Origin of the sequence: Filifactor villosus, assembly GCF_042652965.1 — a bacterium.
Classification (GTDB): Bacteria; Bacillota; Clostridia; order Peptostreptococcales; family Filifactoraceae; genus Filifactor; species Filifactor villosus.
The window spans coordinates 49,673-70,347 of sequence record NZ_JBHSHL010000051.1 but is presented as its reverse complement, the minus strand read 5'-3'; the positions used below and the strand labels follow the sequence as shown (position 1 = coordinate 70,347).

At 45.2% G+C, this 20,675-nt stretch carries 21 protein-coding genes; all 21 read right to left on the bottom strand.

The window, feature by feature from the left end; translation table 11 throughout:
- Positions 1 to 7: 7 nt before the first annotated feature.
- The gene (dnaK, locus tag ACFO4R_RS10560) at positions 8 to 1,855 is read right to left on the bottom strand and encodes a molecular chaperone DnaK (RefSeq protein WP_379789079.1); all 1,848 of its coding nucleotides are present in this window, start codon (positions 1,853 to 1,855) and stop codon (positions 8 to 10) included.
- Positions 1,856 to 1,877: 22 nt separating this feature from the next.
- Positions 1,878 to 2,480, bottom strand: a complete 603-nt coding sequence (grpE, locus tag ACFO4R_RS10555; RefSeq protein WP_379789078.1) for a nucleotide exchange factor GrpE — start codon at positions 2,478 to 2,480, stop codon at positions 1,878 to 1,880.
- 10 nt (positions 2,481 to 2,490) lie between these two features.
- A complete protein-coding gene (hrcA, locus tag ACFO4R_RS10550; protein WP_379789077.1) occupies positions 2,491 to 3,531 on the bottom strand; it encodes a heat-inducible transcriptional repressor HrcA in 1,041 nt (346 codons plus the stop codon).
- 1,184 nt (positions 3,532 to 4,715) lie between these two features.
- Positions 4,716 to 5,918, bottom strand: coding sequence for a trans-sulfuration enzyme family protein (locus ACFO4R_RS10545; protein WP_379789076.1), 1,203 nt, complete (start codon positions 5,916 to 5,918; stop codon positions 4,716 to 4,718).
- Positions 5,911 to 7,428, bottom strand: a complete 1,518-nt coding sequence (locus ACFO4R_RS10540) for an ATP-binding protein (protein WP_379789075.1) — start codon at positions 7,426 to 7,428, stop codon at positions 5,911 to 5,913. The genes ACFO4R_RS10545 and ACFO4R_RS10540 overlap by 8 nt, the downstream gene beginning before the upstream one ends.
- A 3-nt stretch (positions 7,429 to 7,431) precedes the next feature.
- Positions 7,432 to 8,160: a response regulator transcription factor gene (locus tag ACFO4R_RS10535; protein ID WP_379789074.1), complete on the bottom strand. Its 729-nt coding sequence runs from the start codon at positions 8,158 to 8,160 to the stop codon at positions 7,432 to 7,434.
- 283 nt (positions 8,161 to 8,443) lie between these two features.
- Entirely contained in the window at positions 8,444 to 9,205 is a 762-nt protein-coding gene (locus ACFO4R_RS10530; RefSeq protein ID WP_379789073.1) for a ribonuclease HII, read from the bottom strand.
- A gap of 185 nt (positions 9,206 to 9,390) precedes the next feature.
- The gene (gene ylqF / locus ACFO4R_RS10525) at positions 9,391 to 10,260 is read right to left on the bottom strand and encodes a ribosome biogenesis GTPase YlqF (protein WP_379789072.1); all 870 of its coding nucleotides are present in this window, start codon (positions 10,258 to 10,260) and stop codon (positions 9,391 to 9,393) included.
- 53 nt (positions 10,261 to 10,313) lie between these two features.
- On the bottom strand, positions 10,314 to 10,895 hold the full coding sequence (locus tag ACFO4R_RS10520) for a DJ-1/PfpI family protein (protein ID WP_379789071.1): 582 nt from the start codon (positions 10,893 to 10,895) through the stop codon (positions 10,314 to 10,316).
- A gap of 37 nt (positions 10,896 to 10,932) precedes the next feature.
- Complete coding sequence (locus tag ACFO4R_RS10515) at positions 10,933 to 11,184, bottom strand: hypothetical protein (protein ID WP_379789070.1); 252 nt, start codon at positions 11,182 to 11,184, stop codon at positions 10,933 to 10,935.
- Positions 11,145 to 12,377, bottom strand: coding sequence for a serine/threonine transporter SstT (gene sstT, locus ACFO4R_RS10510; protein WP_379789069.1), 1,233 nt, complete (start codon positions 12,375 to 12,377; stop codon positions 11,145 to 11,147). The genes ACFO4R_RS10515 and sstT overlap by 40 nt, the downstream gene beginning before the upstream one ends.
- Positions 12,378 to 12,624: 247 nt before the next feature.
- Complete coding sequence (gene rplS, locus ACFO4R_RS10505; protein WP_379789068.1) at positions 12,625 to 12,972, bottom strand: 50S ribosomal protein L19; 348 nt, start codon at positions 12,970 to 12,972, stop codon at positions 12,625 to 12,627.
- Between the two features lie 128 nt (positions 12,973 to 13,100).
- Positions 13,101 to 14,357, bottom strand: a complete 1,257-nt coding sequence (trpB, locus tag ACFO4R_RS10500) for a tryptophan synthase subunit beta (RefSeq protein ID WP_379789067.1) — start codon at positions 14,355 to 14,357, stop codon at positions 13,101 to 13,103.
- Between the two features lie 14 nt (positions 14,358 to 14,371).
- Entirely contained in the window at positions 14,372 to 14,614 is a 243-nt protein-coding gene (locus ACFO4R_RS10495) for a hypothetical protein (protein ID WP_379789066.1), read from the bottom strand.
- Positions 14,615 to 15,104: 490 nt separating this feature from the next.
- Positions 15,105 to 15,434 carry a tRNA-binding protein gene (locus tag ACFO4R_RS10490; RefSeq protein WP_379789065.1) on the bottom strand — a complete coding sequence of 110 codons (330 nt, stop codon included), beginning with the start codon at positions 15,432 to 15,434 and terminating at the stop codon, positions 15,105 to 15,107.
- Positions 15,435 to 15,705: 271 nt separating this feature from the next.
- Complete coding sequence (gene trmD / locus ACFO4R_RS10485; protein ID WP_379789064.1) at positions 15,706 to 16,485, bottom strand: tRNA (guanosine(37)-N1)-methyltransferase TrmD; 780 nt, start codon at positions 16,483 to 16,485, stop codon at positions 15,706 to 15,708.
- On the bottom strand, positions 16,482 to 16,985 hold the full coding sequence (rimM, locus tag ACFO4R_RS10480) for a ribosome maturation factor RimM (RefSeq protein WP_379789063.1): 504 nt from the start codon (positions 16,983 to 16,985) through the stop codon (positions 16,482 to 16,484). The genes trmD and rimM overlap by 4 nt, the downstream gene beginning before the upstream one ends.
- A 779-nt stretch (positions 16,986 to 17,764) precedes the next feature.
- Positions 17,765 to 17,995, bottom strand: coding sequence for a KH domain-containing protein (locus ACFO4R_RS10475; RefSeq protein WP_379789062.1), 231 nt, complete (start codon positions 17,993 to 17,995; stop codon positions 17,765 to 17,767).
- Between the two features lie 62 nt (positions 17,996 to 18,057).
- Positions 18,058 to 18,336: a 30S ribosomal protein S16 gene (gene rpsP, locus ACFO4R_RS10470; protein ID WP_379789060.1), complete on the bottom strand. Its 279-nt coding sequence runs from the start codon at positions 18,334 to 18,336 to the stop codon at positions 18,058 to 18,060.
- A gap of 63 nt (positions 18,337 to 18,399) precedes the next feature.
- The gene (ffh, locus tag ACFO4R_RS10465) at positions 18,400 to 19,764 is read right to left on the bottom strand and encodes a signal recognition particle protein (RefSeq protein WP_379789059.1); all 1,365 of its coding nucleotides are present in this window, start codon (positions 19,762 to 19,764) and stop codon (positions 18,400 to 18,402) included.
- Positions 19,761 to 20,114: a YlxM family DNA-binding protein gene (gene ylxM / locus ACFO4R_RS10460; RefSeq protein ID WP_379789058.1), complete on the bottom strand. Its 354-nt coding sequence runs from the start codon at positions 20,112 to 20,114 to the stop codon at positions 19,761 to 19,763. The genes ffh and ylxM overlap by 4 nt, the downstream gene beginning before the upstream one ends.
- Between the last annotated feature and the right edge of the window lie 561 nt (positions 20,115 to 20,675).

Here is a 20,675-nt window from a genome sequence, read left to right as displayed (position 1 = left end):
AACGATATTATTTGTTTTCGTCAACCTCGGTGTAGTCCGCATCGACTACATTATCGTCCTGAGCGCTTTCTTCCTGCGGTTGCCCCTGCTCCTGTTGAGCCTGTTGAGCCTTCGCAGCCTCTTCATACATTTTTTGAGAGATGGAGTGGAACTTATTCATCACCTCATCAATGGCCTTTCGAATCTCTTCTCCGGTGGACGATTCGTTGTCTTTTACTTTTTTCAACTCTTCCAACGCTGCTCTAACATCGTTTTTCTCCTGCTCGCTCACCTTATCTCCGACCTCATCCAAGGTTTTTTCGGTCTGGTAGATCGTGGTTTCCGCCTGATTCAACGCCTCCATCTTATCTTTCTTCTTCTTATCTTCTTCCGCGTGCAATTCCGCTTCTTTGACCTTCCTTTCGATCTCGTCGCTGGAAAGGTTGGAAGATGCAGTAATCGTAATCTGTTGCTCCTTACCTGTTCCCAAATCCTTCGCTCTTACGTTTACGATACCGTTGGCATCGATATCGAAGGTCACTTCGATTTGAGGAACTCCTCGCGGTGCCGGAGGAATGTCTCCCAACTGGAAGCGTCCCAAGGTAACATTGTCGGCAACCATAGATCTCTCTCCCTGAAGCACATGGATGTCTACTGCGGGTTGGTTGTCCGCCGCCGTTGAGAACACCTGAGATTTCTTCGCGGGAATGGTCGTGTTTCTTTCGATGATCTTGGTAAATACTCCACCTAAAGTTTCAATTCCCAAGGAAAGAGGGGTCACATCCAACAGAAGGATGTCGTGTACCTCGCCACTTAGAACTCCTCCTTGAACCGCTGCTCCGAGAGCAACGCACTCATCGGGGTTGATTCCCTTGTGAGGCTCCTTGCCGATAAACTTTTTAATCTCTTCCTGTACAGCAGGAATACGAGTCGAACCTCCTACCAAAATAACCTTATCAATATCACTTGGAGAAAGTTTTGCATCCGCCATTGCCTTCTTGGTCGGCTCTATGGTCTTATCGACCAAGTGTCTGGTGAGTTCGTCGAACTTCGCTCTCGTCAGATCCATATTCAAGTGCTTCGGTCCGGATGCTGTCGCTGTAATGAAGGGAAGGTTGATATTAGTCGTAAGGGTGGAGGACAACTCCTGCTTCGCCTTCTCAGCAGCATCTTTCAAACGTTGAAGGCTCATCTTGTCCGCCTTGAGGTCTACCCCTTCTATTGCCAAAAAGTCTTTGGCGATATAGTCTACCAATACGTTGTCGAAGTCATCTCCTCCCAAATGGTTGTTTCCGCTGGTAGCAAGAACTTCAAAAGTTCCGTCCGCAATTTCAAGCACGGATACGTCAAAGGTTCCCCCGCCGAGGTCGAAGACGAGAATTTTCTCATCGATATTGTCCTTCTCAAACCCGTAAGCGATCGATGCCGCTGTCGGCTCATTGATGATACGCTTCACATCCAAGCCTGCAATTTTACCTGCATCCTTGGTAGCCTGTCTCTGTGCATCGGTAAAATATGCAGGTACAGTAATGACGGCACTTGTTACCTTCTCGCCCAAATAGCTCTCCGCATCGGACTTGAGCTTTTGTAGGATGATGGCGGAGATGTCCTGAGGGGTATAGTCCTTACCGTCAATGTTTACCCGATAGTTGCTTCCCATCTCTCTCTTAATCGAACTGATGGTCCTCTCCGGGTTAGTGACTGCCTGACGCTTTGCAGGTTCTCCTACAATCCTCTCTCCCTCTTTCGAAAAAGCAACAACCGAAGGTGTGGTCCTCATCCCTTCTCTATTCGAGATAACCACAGGCTCGCCGCCCTCGAGTACCGATACACATGAATTTGTTGTTCCCAAATCTATTCCTATTGTTTTTGACATAATGTTCTCCTCCTGAATTTTTTTAGTTTGAAACCTTGACCATAGCAGGTCTGATCACTCTATCCTTCAACAAGTATCCCTTCTGGAACACTTCCAAAATCTTACCCTTTTCTTCTCCTTCCTCCTGCATGACCGCATGATGAAAATTCGGATCAAAGTCTATGCTCGTGTCGATCAGAGATATTCCGTTCTTCTCCATGGTCGCATACAGCTGCTTGCAGATGAGTTCCATTCCTTGGAACAAACTGCTGTCTTTGTCTTCCACCGCCTCAAGTCCCCTTTCGAAGTTGTCGATGACCGCAAGCAGTTCCAACATGATCTTCTCATTTGCAAAGGTCGCAAGTTCCAACTTTTCCTTTTCGGTCCTGCGTTTAAAGTTCAAAAACTCCGCTTGAGTCCTCTTTAAGCGATCCGTCAGTTCTTCGATCTCCTTCTCCTTGTCGGCGAGGATCTTGTTCTCGAACCTCTTGAGATCTCCTTCCTGTTCTTCAGATATCTCAGGAGTTTCGACCTCCTGCTCCTCCTGAACCTCTAAGGTCTCCTTCACATCCTTGTCCTCTTCTTTTCTGTTTTTTGCCAACTCGTCAGCTCCCTTCTCTATGTTAAAGATGTTTCTTCTATACATAATGAACTTCTTACGAGTCGTTCAACAACCTGTTGATCTCGCTCTGAAGATAGCTCATAATATTGTAGGCTCTTTGATAATCCATCCGCTTAGGCCCTATGATTCCGACCTTTCCTATCGTCAGGCCGTCTTTGATATAATCTGCGGTGATGATTGAACAGTCCTTCATAATACTGCCCATGGATTCATCTCCTATGATGATATTGATATCGCCTTTTCGAATACCTTTCTCATTCATCAGGTTACGAATCGGCGTCTCCTCATCGATCATGGTCAAAAACGACTTCGCCTTATCGATGTCATAGAACTCCGGATGATTGAAAATATTCGTCATCCCGTTAAAGAGCAGATGGAAGGGCTGTTCCTGCAGGAGCTGCTGCTCCAAAAAATCGAAGATCCCCTCCAGCGAAGTCGAGTACTCGCTTATCTTTGCCTTGATATAGCGCAGAAGATCTTCCCCGACTTCTTCGTAACAACGTCCCGACATCGTTTCGTTGATGGTCTGAGAAATCAGGTGAAGCGTGTTGTTATCGAGATTCTGAGGCAGAAGAAGGTTCTCCGAGAGAACTTCTCCACTGTCAAGTACGGTTACAACGACGACTCTTCGGTTATCTATCGGAACGAGGGAGATGTTCTTGATCAGTCTTTTTTTGCAGACTTCCTGAAGCACCCCCACTGAGATATAGTCGGTCAAGCTGCTGATCAGATCGAGGGATCGTTGCAGAAGATTTCCAATCTTATCGATGTTTTGGGACAACTGTGCTCGAATAAACTCCCGATCCGCCTCCCGAAGTTCTCCCTGATTCATCATGCTCTCCACATAGATCTCATATGCTTTTTCGGATGGGATACGTCCTGCCGAAGTATGGGGCTGTAACAAGAGGCCCAGCTCTTCGAGATCGGACATATCGTTTCGGATTGTAGCGGCGCTGACATTGAGGCTCTTATTTTTGGAAACCGTTCTCGAGCCGACCGGTTCCGCGGTTTGAATATATTCCCGGATAATAAACTCCAAGATTCGGAGTTTTCTCTCCGTCAAATCATTCCTCATAACCCACCTGCACCTTTCATCCTTATTTACGATCTTTTATCGTTTTATTAGCACTCATCTTTATCGAGTGCTAACTCTGTTTCTATATTACATTTTTTCCCTTCGTTTGTCAACTCTTGTTACAAAAATTTTTATCCGGGAAGAAAACCGCCCTGTTCTTATTTGATACTATTGCCTGTTTAAATTGCCCGGTCTATTGACATATTGATATTTGGCTTTATTTCTTATCTCGGTTATAAACCGAAAGAATTCATATCAAAGTTGGAATTACCGTGAATTTCGACGTGCCGCTACAGTAGTATTCATTTCGTTTTTTATTTTCATTTGCTATCAATTCCGATTTATCTCTATACCTCCCATACACCTGACATTTTATACTATTCCCCAATAGAAGCATGGATATATCCTTTTTTCAACTTACGAAAAATCGGTTTATCTTCTATGGTCACAGATTGTTTATATCCACAACTCAAAGGAAGAATAGTATTAATTGGTCATACTATTTTTCAATAGAAGTGTGGATATATCTATTTTTCGATGACGAAAAACTATGTTGTCTTCTATGGGTCACAGATTGTTTATATCCACTATTCAAAAGAATAGTAGTATTAGTATGGATATGATTCGACAATCGAACTTGTACTGCAACGGCATAATCGGTATTTCTTCTTTCACATCGAGTCCTTTGACCCGATCTTCAAACTCCGTCTGTCGTTAATCTGCCCTCTATATCTCTCAAAACAAGAAAAAGAGACTAAATAATTGATATTCAGTCCCTTCTATTTCTCCGTTATTCCATCGCCCGTTCAAGCCATCCCTATATATTCTGTGTTCATAAGCGATGGGACGATTTTTTATAATCTGTAAGACGGATTGCAATGCTTCAAATAAAGCCTCGTACTATACAAGGTAAAAGTTTATGAAATGTCACAAAAGTACAAACTCCCGATCTCCCTCTGATCCTATTTTACAATGGAAGTATGGATATATTTATTTTGCGACCGCCAAAAATCATTTTATCTTCTATGGGTCACAGATCGTTTATATCCATAACTGAATAACAGTATGAGTTTATAAAACACGAAAGTTTTTCATATCCATACTTTCAAAAATTTCATCCTTCGATAATACCGTTCTTCCAAATTATGCGATATTGCCGTGTCTTTTTAACACAACCTTTATTCCTAAATCTCGTTCAAGGCCTCATAGAAGTCGATGATGATGTCCTTGCTGTTCTCCAGACCGACTGCAACCCGAATCATCGAAGATGAAAGACCGAACTCTTCAAGGCTTGCCGCATCGTAGTCCCTATGCGTCATAAAGGCGGGCGATTCCACCAAGGTTTCCGCATCTCCCAAACTCACAGCGAGCTTGCACATTTTGAACTTTGTCAGAAGTTCCTTCGCCTTCTCCGGGCCGCCTTTGAGAGTAAAACTGACCACAGCTCCGTAGCCCATCATCTGAGAACGGGCAACATCGTACCCTTCATCCGACTTTAATCCGGGGTACCATACCTTCTCGACCTTGTCGTGATCCTGCAGATACTCCGCCAAGAGCATAGCGTTTTCGCCATGACGCTCCATTCTCATCTCCAAGGTTTTCAGACCCCGAATCAGAAGCCATGCGTTAAACGGAGAGATCGGACTACCCAATTCGCACATAAAGCCGTACCTCAATCGATCGATATAGTCCTGACTTTTCGAAGTCGTCACTCCCGCTATCACATCTCCATGACCGCTGAAAAACTTTGTCGCGGAATGGACGACCGCCGTTGCTCCAAGCAGAAGAGGTTTCTGCCAATAGGGAGTCGCAAAGGTATTGTCAACGACCACATCGATCCCCCTCTCCTTAGCCAAGGTACAGACCGCCTTGATATCGGTGATCTTGAGGACGGGGTTGGACGGTGTCTCCAGATAGATCAGTTTTGTCTTGTCGCAAAGTGCCTCCTCGACCTGTTTGAGATCTCCGGTATCAACAAAGGACACTTGTACTCCATAACGTTTGACAAACTTGTTCAAAAAACCGTAGGCGGAACCGTAGAGAGACTTCCCTGCAACGATATGATCCCCCGCCTCCACAAACGAGAGGATGGTTGCTGCAATCGCCCCCATTCCCGAAGCAAAGGCAACTGAGTCGACCCCCCCTTCAAGGGAAGCAATCTTCTTCTCCAATATCTCGGTTGTGGGGTTTCGCCCTCTTGTATAGACGAAGCCTTCACTCTCTCCTCTGAAGACGGCATCCGCCTCTTCGATTGAGGAGAACTCGAAGGATGATGTCATAAAAATCGGAGGGTTTAACGCCTTCCACGGATTCTCTGCGACAAAACCGTCGTGGATCGCCTTGGTTGAAAACCCTACTACCTTGTTAAGATCCTTAAACTCACTCATGTTTTTTACCCTTCCTTTTCAAAGTCTTATCTTTCTGCACACTAACTCCCTCATCCTTACGTCCGAAACTCCATCTGCTTTCCTGAGCGGAAACATGTTTTACCGCTTCCTTATACAAATCATTCTTTTTTACTACCGCCCTCCGGTGTGGCTGTCTTGGCAGACGTACTTCCACACAGGCACCTCCGGATTCCGGATTGTATGCCCGCACACTTCCCTTCAGTTGCTTGACCGTAGATTTGACAATCGACAGACCCAATCCCGTATTTCCTCCTTCTCCTTTGAAGAAACGATCAAAGACCCTATCTATCTCCGCCTTGTCAAACCCCTGTCCGTCATCGACAACCTTGAGAACCAACTCATTGCCTTGATGGTAACCCTCTATACTGATTAAGGACTTTGCATAACGAAGCGAGTTGGAGATCAGATTGTTGATGATGCGAAACATATACTCTTCATCGACACGATGGAAGATATTATCTTCCACATTGTTGTGCAAGACAACGGATTTTTCATCTGCGGAAAACTTGAACTTGTAGAGAACCTCATTGACAAAGTCCCTCATATCCAAACTCTGCACCCTGTTTTTGTCCACCTTCTCCGTAGGATTCTCCAACTTCGTCATATAGACGATGGTGTCGACGGTATGGGTAAGCTTGTTGGTCTCATCAATGATGATGTCCAACGATTCCTGCACATCCTCCTGAGGTATAACGTTATCACGGATCGCCTCCGCATACCCTTGAATGGACATCAGCGGCGTCTTCAGCTCATGAGATGTATTCTGGAAAAAAACTTTTTGATTTTGATCGTAATGGATCATATTTTCCGCCATCTTCTTAAATTCGTCATTCAGATCACTGATCTCATCTTGAGTACGAATCTCTTCCCACGTGTTGTTGCCTTCAAGCGAAAATGCCTGGATGTTTCTCTTAAGTTTATTGATTGGGCGGATAAACGTCCTCTCAAAGAAGAGCGCCAAAAGCACCGCACAGAACAGTGAGATCGCCAGCCCAATAAAGGAAGCCGCATTGATCAGGGAATTGATGACCCCAAGTTCCTCCTTCTCTCCGATTACAAGCAGATATCCCGCTACCGCCTTTTTATTGGGCGTCTTTATTGTCCGTTCCATCTCAAAAAACTTCTTCGTCTTATCACTGGTGTTATAGAACTCTTCTCCTTCCTTGATCTTCCAAGATTCAAAGATCGTCTTCTTCTCCTTATCCTGAATCACAAAGTTAGTCGTGGAAAACTGATAGGACGAAAAAAACAACCTGTTATTGGGAAAGACATCATACAGTGTCGCTTCCTTATTCAAAGCCAAGGATACATTGAGAAGTTCATTTTCGATTTCAGTCTTCATGTCGTTGGCAGCCATATTTAGGTCTTGGATGATCTTGGCGTTGAGTTTGTTGGAAAAGTTCATCTTGGTAATACCCATCGAGATCCCGACGGTAAACAAGACGATAATCAAATAACTAACTACAATTTTTTTTCCTATTTTACTCATGGTTTACTCATCTTCCTGGATTTTGTATCCATAGCCCCAAACCGTCTGGATTTTGACCTGAGAGTTTGCATCCCGGAGTTTTTTTCTGAGACGTTTGATCGTATCGTCCACGTTTCTGTCATACCCATCGTACTCATATCCCCAGATGCTTTGGATAATCTTATCCCTCGATAAGGGATAGCCTTTATTCTCGACAAGAAACTTCAAAACCTCGTACTCCTTTGTCGTAAGAGGCACATCCTCGTCTCCCGCCTTTACGCTTCGTTGCTCTACAAAGATCTTGAGATCTTCCACCGATACGACATTGTCTTCCTTCTTCTGTGCATAGTTGGTCGTACGCTTAAGGATGTTGCGAATACGCACGATCAGTTCTCTTACGCTGAACGGCTTGGCCAGATAGTCATCCGCACCGAGTTCAAGCCCCAAGATTCTATCCAATTCCTCACTTCGCGCAGATACGAAGATGATGGGTACATCGCTGTTGGTCCTAATCTTCTTGCACAAATCCAATCCATTGGTCCCTCTCATCATAATATCCAGCACAATCAGATCGACACTGTTGTCCGAGAGAAATTCATAGGCCTTGTCCGCATTATCGAAGTCGGTCACTTCGTAACCTTCCTTCTTTAGATACATCACAATAAGGTCTCGTATTCTTTTTTCATCATCTACTACAAGTATATGCTTCATCATCTTTATCTCCTTCATTCTTTCCGTCGATGCCTGTACCATCGTCGTTCTTCCTCTTGATCTCGGCCCCGGAAGGCTCTTATCACTTAACAGTAAGCGTTAGTATAAACATACCCTTAAAACTTCTTTTTTTTCACGTTATTTTTGTGGAAAAGAAGGCTCTTTGCTATGATGGGAGATGTCATCCTATTCTGCAACAGAAAGTTTGTCCTATCTGTTCCTTGAATGCAAAAGTCCTCTTCATCTCCTATGGAGGATAAAGCGACACTGTCAATAATACAATGACTGACAGCATGGATATCAAACTCATTCCTCCTCATCAACCTCAGAGGAAACTGCGCCGGTGAACGGGAGTAATTCCCCACCTCTTGAGTGCCTCATAATGCTCCGCCGTACCGTAACCCTTGTTCTTTGAAAACTGAAACTCGGGATAGATCTTGTCGTACTCCCTCATCAATCTGTCACGGTAGACCTTTGCCAATATACTTGCACAAGCAATACAGTAACAGGAGGAATCCCCTCGGATCACTGCTTCCTGTTGTTTTTGTGTTTCAGGCAAAAGTTGATTTCCGTCAATCAGGATGTAATCCGCGGAAGGATTGAGGTATTGCATTGCCCTTCTCATCGCCAGAAAGGTCGCTTGCAAAATATTGATCCTGTCAATCTCTTCATTGGTAGCTACTCCTATCCCGAAGGAGATACTGTCTGCGATCACCCTATCAAAGAGTTTCTCTCTGAGCTCCTCTTTGATTTTTTTGGAATCGTCGACCTCGACGATAAGGGAACCTTCCTTCATCACAACACAGGCCGCAACAACAGGACCTGCAAGAGGACCTCTTCCCGCCTCATCGATACCGGCGACAAAAAGATGACCTTGAGCCTTGAGTCCTTCTTCCTTTCGCTTCATGCGTAAGATCCTTTCTTCCGCCTCCTCCCTCTTCAAGCGCTGTCTTTCAAGCGAAGAACCAAGTTTACGCACTCCAATCCTCACATCCGACTTCAGTATATCTTCTGCGACTCTAAGTTCATCCTGAGTCAGAAGTTTCAATTTCTTTTTTATTCCATCTATGCTCTGTCCGCTGAACATAGCTCTCTCCTTTCCTTGTACAACGTGATTCATCGGGAAACATCAGGGTAGCATCGCCGAAAAAATCGAATGATAAACCAATCCAAATCATACAAGAACGCAACGCCCTATATAACAGTATGAGCGCCTGTTCTTCTCATTGTTCAAAGACATTGTCCGTGTCCGTACACATCGTTATGTCCCTTCTACTCCTCTTCACACCTGCACTCTTCCAAGGTGATTCTGCCCGTCTTTCCCTCGCGGAAGTCATTGAGAATTGCATCCGCCGTCCTCTTATAGTCAATCTCCCTTCCCTTGAGGATGAAACCCCTCTTTTCCGCAATCTCCTCCATAAGTACAATCGTTTCCATATCGGGATCGACCTCAACGCCGTAACGCTCCTGAAGATTGATCGGATACCTCTTTTTCAATCTGTCCAAGAGTGCAAAGGCAATCTCCTCCACATCGAGGACCTCATCTTTAATCGCACCCGTAAAGGCAAGCATCAGAGCGACCTCCTGATCGTCAAACCTTGGCCAAAGAATACCGGGAGTATCGAGCATCTCGAGATCTCCCTTGAGCTTTACCCACTGTTTACCCTTGGTCACTCCGGGACGGTCTCCCGTCTGAGTGCTCTTTCTGCCCGCCAGTCGATTGATCAGGGTGGATTTGCCCGAGTTGGGTATGCCTGCTATCATCAGACGGATAGAGCGGTTTTTCAGACCCCTTTCCTGCAACCTCTCCAACTTCGGACGAAAGGCCTCTTCCACCGCCTTCACCAACTCCTTCATCCCTTCTCCGGTCGTTCCGTTAAAAGGAAGAACCGTCATCCCCCCATTTTTATAGTATTCGATCCACTTCTTCGTCTCCTCCTTATCGGAGAGATCTTCCTTGTTGAGCAGGAGGATGGTAGGTTTGTGCCCCGAAAGTTCGGCGATATCAGGATTTTTGCTACTCTTTGGGATTCGGCTGTCGATAACTTCGACAATCACATCCACAATGGACATATTTTTTCGGATCAGCTCCCGTGTCTTTTTCATATGACCGGGATACCAGTTTATGTGTAAGTTTTCCATAATATCTTCCTCCATTTTCACGCTATTATCCAATCAAACTATCGATTTTTGTTTTACAACTGCTCTCTTATACCGAACATCTCAGGAGAAACTTCAAGTTCCAACATACTTGCAAAGCCCAAAGTCCATCTTAAGAATTCATAAGATACCGATGTAATGATATTTCCGTCTATAATATATCCATCTTTAAGCGGTTCTTTCGCATTTTCCTCCCAATCCCTCATAAGATGGAGATCTTCCTTAGAAAATCCCTCTTCCATCAACTCTTCCTTATTGACCCCCGCCATAAATCTCTTTGAATATAACATAGAACTTTTTAGCAGTAGTATAGGAGCGATGGATATGGCCGCTATTTTCAGATTTGAAAACTTCTTTATGAAATTGATGCTATCCTCATCGTCTACGACCCCTCTGATATCCATGGCCCCCGGCAAAACCAGACTGTCATATTCATCGACATCGAAATCCTCTATACTTTTCTGAGGAAGGACGATCAAACCCTCCTCACTTGTTACAGGAGACAGATCCTTTGAAAACACGGTAAACGGCTTATTTTTGATTTTTAAAACTTCCAACAAAGGTGCAATCTCAAAATTACAAAACTGTTCATAAATAAAAATCGCAGTTTTCTTCATGCCTATTTCCTCCTCCCAAATGTTACAAACGTTTATTTTAATTTAATATAATACAGAAACTTTGTCCTATTATCTTTCTGTCCGAACACATCGATAAAAAAAGATGTTTCAAAAACAACTCTTCAAAAGAATATAATACCTTCGCCTCTTTCAAATTTCTTCCTATACAAAATACAGGATACCCCCAATGAGAGTATCCTGCAAGTAGTAATTTGTTTTGTTTATCTTTATCGACATCAAAGATTCCGCTTATTTTTTTATCACGATGGGTTTTCCCTGCTTCTTCCACTCCGCAAACTCCGCTGTCGCAGTAAAAAGTGCGTCTGTAGAAGAGTTCAACGCCGTCTCGCAGGAGTCTTGGATCACTCCGATGATAAAACCTACCGCAACGACCTGCATCGCAACTTCATTGGGGATCCCGAACAAGCTGCAAGCCAGAGGGATCAGCAACAGAGAGCCTCCCGCAACTCCCGATGCTCCACAGGCACAAACGGCGGAGAGTACACTGAGGATGAAGGCCGTTCCGATATCTACGGATGCATCGACCGTATGTGCGGCAGCCAAGGCCAAAACGGAAATGGTAATTGCCGCTCCTGCCATGTTGATCGTCGCCCCCAAAGGAATCGATACGGAGTAGGTATCCTTATCCAAACCCAAATTCTCACACAAGGTCATATTTACCGGAATGTTCGCCGCCGAACTTCTCGTAAAGAAGGCCGTTACTCCACTCTCTCTTACGCACTTGAATACAAGAGGATAGGGATTTTGCTTGATCTTTGCAAATACGATGATGGGGTTCATTACGAAGGCAACGAAGAACATACAACCCACCAATAGAAGAACAAGCTTGCCGTAAGTCGTAAAAATCTCCACACCGCTCGTGGATACCGCCGAAAATACCAGACCCATAATTCCAAGAGGTGCAAAAGCAATGACCCAACGAACCACCTGAGAAACCGCATCCGAAAAGTTGTTGATCATCGTCTTAGTGCTGTCTGCAGCCTTTCTGAGTGCAAAACCGAGAAGAACCGCCCAGGTCAAAATACCGATATAATTTGCATTGAACAGAGCTTTGACTGGGTTATCGACAATGTTCATCAACAGGTTTTTCAGTACTTCGGTAACTCCCGAGGGAGGTGCGATCTCGGTATTACCCGTTACCAACTCCAACTCGATGGGAAACACAAAGCTGGCTACCACCGCAACAACCGCCGCCATCAAGGTCCCGAATAAGTATAGTATAATGATGGACTTCATATTGGTTTGATGCCCTTCCTTGTGTTGCGAAATTGCGGACATGACAAGGACAAAGACCAAAACAGGTGCTACCGCTCTCAAGGCGCCTACAAAAAGGTCTCCGAAAATAGAGATCCCCTTCAACTGTTCAGGAGCTGTCAACGCCAAGATGGTTCCTATTACCAGACCTACCAATATTCTCTTAACCAAACTCAGAGAATTCCACATCTTTAAAATTCCGTTCAAATAAATCGCCTCCTACTTTAAATATATTTTATAAATGCTATATCTGAAAGACCGTCTTTTCATCCTCGGGACATCTGCAACTACGAAATGCTCGATGTCTTTCCCTCGAGACGGGCGAAAATACGCCTTGTGTTTCACAAAGGCTCACAGCCTCGGTCGAAAAAACCGCCCTTTCATCCAAGTAAAGGTTTTCCTTTTGAATAACACAAAAGGGACTGTACCTCCATACAGTCCCTTTAAAAAAAACCTATCTCATAGATTTTTCTTTTACTTTTGCCGCCTTACCGACTCTGTTACGGATATAATTGATCTTAGCACGACGAACCTTACCGCGACGTGTTACTTCAATCTTCTCGATAACAGGAGAATGTACAGGGAAAGTCTTTTCTACTCCGACTCCGAAAGAAAGTTTACGAACTGTAAAGGTCTCCCTTACGCCGCCGTTTTGTCTTTTGATAACGAGCCCTTCAAAAATCTGGATTCTCTCTCTCTTACCCTCTCTTACGTGAAGGTGTACCTTTACGGTGTCTCCCGCTCCGAACGCAGGCAGATCCGTCCTCAATTGTTCTTGTTCAATTTGTCTGATGATTTCCATTTTTCTTCCTCCTACTTAGTGGTGAGTATTCTTAATTAACCTTGCAACCAGCGGAATACTCGGGTAAATTTTTAAATATTGATTATTATATCATCATTGAGCACAAATGGCAAACCTTTTTTGTTCACTTATTCGTTTGTTTTTAAACTTATTCGTTTATCCGTGAAGGTTTCTCCGGTTCCATAGTTGCGATAGACGAAGTCGATGTCCTTATCACCCCTGCCCGAAAGGTTGACGAGGATGTCCTTTTCCTCTCCATCCCGCGAACACTTGAGCGCATAGGCTAAGGCATGTGCGCTTTCGATTGCCGGAATAATGCCTTCGTGTCGAGACAGAAGGAAGAAGGCCTCCATTGCCTGTTCATCACTTATCGTCCTGTAACTTACTCTCTTGCTGTCTCGGAGGTAGGCGTGTTCAGGCCCTACCGAAGGATAGTCCAGACCGCTTGCAATCGAATAGACAGGAAGGGCCTCGCCTTCTTCATCCTGAAGGACAATGCTCCTAAATCCGTGCAATATTCCCTTGGTGCCGAAGGTCATACTCGCCGCGTGATCTCCCACCGCTTCTCCTCTTCCAAGCGGTTCAACCCCTACCAATTCTACTTCTTCCGGCAGAAAGGCCTCAAACATCCCTATCGCGTTGGATCCTCCTCCTACGCAGGCACAGACCGTATCGGGCAGTCTTCCCGTTCTCTCCTTAAACTGGTCCTTGGCCTCAAAACCGATAACCGACTGAAAATCCCTTACCATCATCGGGAACGGATGAGGACCGACCGCCGAACCGATACAGTAGATCGCGTCTTCATACTCCCTCGTATAGGCCTCAAATGCGGCATCGATGGCTTCTTTTAAGGTCTTAAGACCCTCGCTTACGGCAATGACATTTGCGCCCAACATCTTCATACGGATTACATTGGGATGCTGTTTTTGGATATCGACCTCTCCCATATAGATATCACATTCCAGACCGAAGTACGCCGCAGCAGTCGCCAGAGCGACTCCATGCTGTCCCGCTCCCGTTTCGGCAATCATCTTCTTCTTGCCCATATACTTTGCCAGAAGCCCTTCTCCCATACAATGATTAATCTTGTGGGCACCCGTATGGTTCAGATCCTCTCTTTTGAGATAGATCCTAGACCTTCCCGCCAGTTTGGACAACCTTTCGCAGAAATAGATCGGTGTCGGTCTTCCCTGAAACTCCTTTCGTATCCTCTTGAGTTCCTCAATAAACTCCTCCTTGGAACAAATCTCTCCGTAGGCCTTCGTGATCTCATGAAAGGCGGGCTCCAACTCCTTGGGAAGAAAAGCACCTCCATATTCTCCGAAATAACCTTCCTTATCGGGAAGAGTTGTTAAACCTTGTTGAAATCTTCTATACCCCTTCATTTTCATACCTCCTCTTATTTCCATAAAAAAACGTCCTGTCTCATAAAACTATGAGACAGGACGAACTGTCCTGCGGTACCACTCAAATTGGTGCAAAGCACCCTCCTCGCCCACGTACTTCCATACGCTCCGCTTGATAACGACTGCGGTTGCCGTCGATTGCTACTCGGGTCTCCCCTTTCGTTCGCCCTCCTAAGTCCATTCAACCTATGTTCCGTCGTCCCTGCTCTCACCGCCGCAAGACTCTCTGTGCACATCCCATAGGCCTACTCACTCTTATTCAAAGGTTTGTTCCCTTAAATTTTAATCAGTCTACCACAACCCTTCCCCCTTGTCAAGACTTGTTGCAAAAAATTCTGAAAATAAGCCGGGCTCCCACACCTCACAGCAGGGCGATCCTGCCCTCCTCCATATTTGTAGAAGGGTTTTCATCCCGTTTTATTTGTTTTTCAGGATTTTTCCACTTTTTTATGCACCAAACCGCAATAATAATCCTTCCGCTCGATAGCAAAGTAAGGGAATATTCCCATCCAAACATATTGCAAACTTTTTCTCCAACCTATCCATAGATCCGAGATCGTATGGCGATATTTCCGCCTCATCGTCAAACTGCGTTCTACCCCGCTCAACAGTCGATCCCGGATGGAGTTTGTCATTATTCGGTCAAGATATGACCCTCATGCGTTTCCGGCACGACACAAAAGGTTTGCTCCATCGAGTTGATCGATCAAACTCCAACAATTCCCATTATCCCAACTTATCCCCGTTCTTCACGTCCTTATCCGTGGTGATCAGCACGACTCCGCCCTCGCTGTAGGTGCCGAGCACCAAGACCTCCGACATAAAGTCCGCGATCTGTCGGGGAGGGAAGTTCACGACCGCAAGCACCTGTTTGCCTACAAGGTCTTCGGACGTATAGAGCTCTGTGATCTGCGCCGAAGAGTTCTTCACTCCCAACTCCGGCCCGAAGTCGACCCTCAGTTTGTAGGCGGGTTTTTTCGCCTTTTCAAAGACCTTTGCTTCCACAATCGTTCCCACCCTGATATCCAGTTTCAAAAAATCGTCAAAAACAGCCATCTCCATACCTCCCGACTTCTTCACTTTTATATTCTATACCGAAACCCCTATCGGACTCTCAGCATATCAGGTATATAAATCACAAGGGTAATCCGCATAATCTTCAAAAAATGTCGTAAGAGGGATTTCACCCAAAAAAAACAAGATTTTCTGAAGTGTTTGTTTCAAAATCTCGTGCACTTTATCGAAATGAGGAACAACCCTTACACATCACAGTCGGTAGTCTCCTCTTACAACAGATAGTTGTACAGGAGTGAAGCCATTCTTCTCCCTACAACTTCTTCCCCTCCTCGTTATCAGTCCTCAAGAGTTTACTCTCCTTCTTCCACACTTCTATCTTCTCCCTTTCCTTTTCGGTGATGTTTGCCCTCTCCAAGAGATCGGGGCGGTTTCGGAGGGTCTTTTTGAGCGACTCCTCCCTCCTCCACTCATCGATGTTCTTGTGATTGCCGGACAAAAGCACCTCGGGCACTTCCAAACTCAAGAATTCCCGCGGCCTCGTATACTGCGGATATTCGAGCAGGGAATTGTAAAAACTCTCCTCCTGATAGGATTCCGTTGAGGAAAGCACCCCTTCGACCATCCTCGAAATGCTGTCGATAAGCACGAGAGCTCCCAGCTCTCCTCCCGTCAGTACATAGTCCCCTATCGAGATCTCCTCGGCTGAGAGAAGTTCGATCGCTCTTTCGTCGATCCCCTCATAATGTCCGCACAACAGGATGAGGTTGTCAAAAGAAGACAGCTCCATTGCCTTCTTCTGAGTGTGAGTCCTTCCTCTCGGCGAGAGGTAGAGGGTACGGAAGGTTTCTCCCTCGGGGATCAGCGAGAGGATATGCCGGAAACAATCGTAGATGGGCTGCACCGTCATCACCATCCCCTGCCCTCCCCCGAAGGGATAGTCGTCCGTCTTCCTGTGTTTGTTTGTCGAAAAATCACGGATGTTGTAACAGGACACCTCGATCATCCCCTTCTCCTGTGCAAGCTTCAATATGCTTTCATCCGTGTAGGAGCGTATCACATCGGGAAACAAGGTCATAATATGGAACTTCATTCTCCGATCATTCCTTCGATCGGTGTTATGATGACCCTTCCCTCCTCGAGATCGACCACGGGAACGAACTCGTCGACAAAGGGGATCATACACTCCTTCCTATCTTTGTTTTCGATGACCATAATATCGTTGGCGGGGTAGGAGAGGATATCCTTTATGACACCGATCGGCTCCCCGTCCTCCAAGCAGACCGCCAAACCGATCAGACTGTCTACCATATATTCGTTCTCATCGAGTTCGCGCAGATTGTTCTCGTCTGCAAAAACCTCTTTTTGCAAGTACTTCTGCACATCCTCGATCCTGTCCTTGCCCTTGAACTTGAGATAGACCATATTCTTTTGGTACCTTGAGCGTTCAATATAAAGTTTCTCCTCCGTGTCACCCACAACAAGGTAGTCCACCTCATCAAAACGTCCGATATCATCCGTATGCGGATAGACCTTGACCTCGCCCTTCAAGGCGTGGGTGTTGACGATGGTTCCCATTCTATACTTCTTCATCTTTCTTCCTCTCACTTCTCTGCTATTTGTTTATATCGTCTTCCCATAAGAATTGTATTTTCAGAACGGATATAGGCCCTACATGCCTGATCGGTCCCGGATCTCCGGTGCTGTTCTCCGTTTGAAATGCCGGATATACAGAATATATCATTACCAAAAAAAGTATAGCCGATCATAAAATGATATGCTCTGCCGATTTAAACAGGCACCCGTGTACCTTAAACTTTCAAACAGATAACGGTATCCAAAAACGTTTCATCCTCCCCCGGAATACGGAGGGTCGATCTCAACCGTGCACAAACTTCTCTGTTTGTCCGTGTTTTCCTGTTTTAAGGAAGTAGTGCACAAAGACACAAAATAATTTTCCTTTTGTTTCACCGGATATAGAAACCCTTTCAAATAAACACGTTTGGGAATGGCTTTGTTTAAGAAAAACGAATTTTCTCCTACATTTCCGCGGTATTTTCTTAAGTGTACCAAATTCCCCCCTCCTTTACAAGCGAGGAGAAAAAAATTGCTTTTCGGACCCTTGTGCGATCGATATCCCGGCAATGGAACTGTCCGAACGCTACATATGTTCTGTGATACTATTCTTCGATAGAAGTATGGTTATATCTGTTTTGCAACCACGAAAATTCGTGTTCTCTTCTATGGAGTGAAAATCGTTGATATCCATTATTCAAAGGAATAGTAGTATGAAACGATATCCAAACCGCGATATGCCTTTGGATCTTGTTTCCAAGCACAAAAAAATCAGAAGTTTCCTTCTGACTTTTTTGCTAGTCTATAATCTCTATAATGACTTTTTTGTTTTCTTTTGTAGCAATGGCTCTTACAACGGTTCGAATCGCTTTGGCGATCCTTCCTTGCTTTCCGATTACCTTTCCCATATCTTCCGGAGCTACTTTCAGCTCGATAATAATCGATTGTTGTCCAAAGGTCTCCGATACTTCAACCGCCTCAGGGTTGTCTACCAAAGACTTTGCTATATAAGCTACAATTTCTCCCATTATATATCCCTCCTAGCAGAGCGGGCAAATGGTCTGATCTTATCGGACCCTGTTGTCATAAACTATTTTTGTTTTCTCTCCGCCTTTGCAGTTTCGAACTTATCCAACAAACCGTTTTTCTTAAATAGAGATTTTACCGTTTCGCTTGCTTGAGCACCTGTAAGCATCCATTTCAACGCTTTTTCCTCGTTTACCTCAACCTTCTTAGGCTCGGAAACAGGGTTGTAGTATCCGATCTCCTCGATAAAACGACCGTTTCTCGGAGCTCTGGAGTCTGCTACTACGATTCTGTAAAAGGGTTTCTTGTGAGATCCCATTCTTCTCAATCTGATCTTTACCATATTTGTCACCTCCTGAAATTACAATGATCTATGTGAATGATCTTCTCGGATCATTACACCCTGCTAAAACGGGAAGTTTATTCCCTTGGGAAGTCCGGGGAAGCCCTTCATCCCTTTTTTGCCCTTCATGTTCTTTGCCATCGGGCCCAGCTTCTTCATCATCTTCTTCATCTCGTTGAACTGTTTGAGCAGCTTGTTGACTTCCTGAATACTCGTTCCCGAACCGTTTGCGATCCTCTTTCTTCTGCTCGCATTGATGATGTCGGGATTGCTTCTCTCTTTCTTGGTCATCGATTGGATGATGGCCTCTATTCTGACAAGGGCCTTGTCATCGATCTCGGCATCACCGAGGTTCTTAGGCATCCCCGGTATCATCTCCAGGATGTTCTTCAAGGGGCCCATCTTCTTGATCTGCTGCATCTGCGCGAGGAAGTCGTCAAAGTCCAGCTCGGACTTCTTGAGTTTTTCTTCGAGTTTCTTCGCTTCCTTGTCGTCAAAACTCGCCTGTGCCTTTTCGATCAGGCTCAGCATATCCCCCATTCCGAGGATACGGGATGCCATCCTGTCGGGATAAAACGGCTCAATATCGTCGAGTTTCTCTCCGATTGCCGAAAACTTGATCGGCTTGCCCGTTACCGCCTTTATGGAAAGAGCCGCCCCTCCACGGGTGTCTCCATCCAGCTTTGTGAGCACGATCCCATCGATCCCGAGCGCCTCATCGAAACTCTGAGATACGTTGACCGCATCCTGTCCCGTCATAGAGTCTACGACAAGAAGGATCTCGGTCGGCCTGACCTGTGCTTTGATCTGCTTGAGCTCGTCCATCAGAGCCTCATCTATGTGCAAACGTCCCGCCGTATCGATCAGCACCAGATCGTGTCCGAGGGTCTTTGCCCGCTCGACTCCGTTTTTTGCTATGGATACGGGATCTTTATTGCCTTCTTCCGTATAAACGGCGATACCTGCCTGCTCTCCTACCACCTGCAACTGTTTGATCGCCGCAGGTCGATAAACGTCACAGGCGATCGCCATCGGGACCTTGCCCTGGTTTTTGAACATCTTTCCGATCTTGGCGACGGTGGTCGTCTTACCTGCTCCCTGCAAGCCCGTCATCATAACGATGGTGGGCGGTTTCGAGGCAAAAGTGATCCTGCTCTGCACCGAACCCATCAGGTTGGTCATCTCGTCGTTGACGATCTTGATCACCTGCTGTCCGGGTGTAAGACTCTCCATAACTTCCGTGCCGAGAGAACGTTCTTTTACGGTTTTGACAAAGTTCTTGACGACCTTGAAGTTTACATCCGCCTCAAGCAAGGCCAGCTTTACTTCGCGCATCGCCTTATCGATGTCCTGCTCCGTAAGTTTTCCTTTCCCCTTCAGTCCCTTAAGCGTATTTTGAAGTTTATCCGCCAAACCTTCAAATATCATTCCGATAACCCCTCGCACTCTTGTTTCATCTTTTCCACCAAGGACTTCAATTCCCGTGGGTCCTGTTTTTCCAACTGATTTGTAACTTCTTCCAAAAGACTTTGGAGTTCTTGGGTATGTTCCAACTTTTTCAAAAGGTGGAGTCTCGCTTCATAGTCATAAAGCTGAGCCTGCGTCCTCTTGATATTGTCGTGTACCGCCTGTCTGGATATCTTCATCAGGTCGCTGATCTCCGTCAGAGAATAGTCCTCCTGATAATAGTACTCCATGACCTGCCTTTGTTTTTCGGTCAAAAGCGACTGATACACCGTATAGAGACGATCTATCTCGACAAAGGTTTCAATCTCCATACCCTTCTCCTCCACATTTCCTATGTTACCGACTTATCATACACGAAAAAAAATAGCCTGTCAAGTATTTTTACTTGATAGTTTTGTAGGACGAACAAAAGAAGTTGCAATTCAGAACTACGGATAGGAAAGCAGTTGCAAGAACACGCACCAAAAAATATAATGATAGTCCCTTTATTCTATGGTAGAATAAAAAGGTAACAGTCCCAATATGCCCAAGAAAGTAAAGAGTGCACATACAAAGAAGGGTTCAGCAGACACCATACTGTTCTCTTGTGTAAGAGGGTTTTATGCCGATATTCATCCGAGCCTTTGATATCACATCGATATCAACTTTAGTCTATACCGCATAATTTGAAAAATCAGCCTAAAATCAATTTTGTACGAAGGATGAAAACCTTGAAAATATTGCTATGACAAACTTTTGCACTTTATAAAATCGAAAGTTTGCCTTTTTGCGATGTTTCCTTTATCCCATAGGTGAAGGAACAAACATTTTTGTCTGTAGATCCAGCTATAATCACACTTCAACCGGAAAATAGTATTGACCGTCATATTTTT

What these genes read in the sequence shown, in the direction of transcription:
- ylqF (WP_379789072.1), bottom strand. Translation starts at nt 10,260, where the DNA reads ATGGAAAACTTACACATAAACTGGTATCCCGGTCATATGAAAAAGACA.
- ACFO4R_RS10520 (WP_379789071.1), bottom strand. Translation starts at nt 10,895, where the DNA reads ATGAAGAAAACTGCGATTTTTATTTATGAACAGTTTTGTAATTTTGAG.
- dnaK (WP_379789079.1), bottom strand. Translation starts at nt 1,855, where the DNA reads ATGTCAAAAACAATAGGAATAGATTTGGGAACAACAAATTCATGTGTA.
- rimM (WP_379789063.1), bottom strand. Translation starts at nt 16,985, where the DNA reads ATGAAGAAGTATAGAATGGGAACCATCGTCAACACCCACGCCTTGAAG.
- hrcA (WP_379789077.1), bottom strand. Translation starts at nt 3,531, where the DNA reads ATGAGGAATGATTTGACGGAGAGAAAACTCCGAATCTTGGAGTTTATT.
- ACFO4R_RS10490 (WP_379789065.1), bottom strand. Translation starts at nt 15,434, where the DNA reads ATGGCTGTTTTTGACGATTTTTTGAAACTGGATATCAGGGTGGGAACG.
- rpsP (WP_379789060.1), bottom strand. Translation starts at nt 18,336, where the DNA reads ATGGTAAAGATCAGATTGAGAAGAATGGGATCTCACAAGAAACCCTTT.
- ACFO4R_RS10540 (WP_379789075.1), bottom strand. Translation starts at nt 7,428, where the DNA reads ATGAGTAAAATAGGAAAAAAAATTGTAGTTAGTTATTTGATTATCGTC.
- ACFO4R_RS10530 (WP_379789073.1), bottom strand. Translation starts at nt 9,205, where the DNA reads ATGTTCAGCGGACAGAGCATAGATGGAATAAAAAAGAAATTGAAACTT.
- grpE (WP_379789078.1), bottom strand. Translation starts at nt 2,480, where the DNA reads ATGTATAGAAGAAACATCTTTAACATAGAGAAGGGAGCTGACGAGTTG.
- ACFO4R_RS10475 (WP_379789062.1), bottom strand. Translation starts at nt 17,995, where the DNA reads ATGGGAGAAATTGTAGCTTATATAGCAAAGTCTTTGGTAGACAACCCT.
- trmD (WP_379789064.1), bottom strand. Translation starts at nt 16,485, where the DNA reads ATGAAGTTCCATATTATGACCTTGTTTCCCGATGTGATACGCTCCTAC.
- ACFO4R_RS10545 (WP_379789076.1), bottom strand. Translation starts at nt 5,918, where the DNA reads ATGAGTGAGTTTAAGGATCTTAACAAGGTAGTAGGGTTTTCAACCAAG.
- ylxM (WP_379789058.1), bottom strand. Translation starts at nt 20,114, where the DNA reads ATGGAGATTGAAACCTTTGTCGAGATAGATCGTCTCTATACGGTGTAT.
- trpB (WP_379789067.1), bottom strand. Translation starts at nt 14,357, where the DNA reads ATGAAGGGGTATAGAAGATTTCAACAAGGTTTAACAACTCTTCCCGAT.
- ACFO4R_RS10495 (WP_379789066.1), bottom strand. Translation starts at nt 14,614, where the DNA reads ATGTGCACAGAGAGTCTTGCGGCGGTGAGAGCAGGGACGACGGAACAT.
- ACFO4R_RS10535 (WP_379789074.1), bottom strand. Translation starts at nt 8,160, where the DNA reads ATGGTACAGGCATCGACGGAAAGAATGAAGGAGATAAAGATGATGAAG.
- ffh (WP_379789059.1), bottom strand. Translation starts at nt 19,764, where the DNA reads ATGATATTTGAAGGTTTGGCGGATAAACTTCAAAATACGCTTAAGGGA.
- rplS (WP_379789068.1), bottom strand. Translation starts at nt 12,972, where the DNA reads ATGGAAATCATCAGACAAATTGAACAAGAACAATTGAGGACGGATCTG.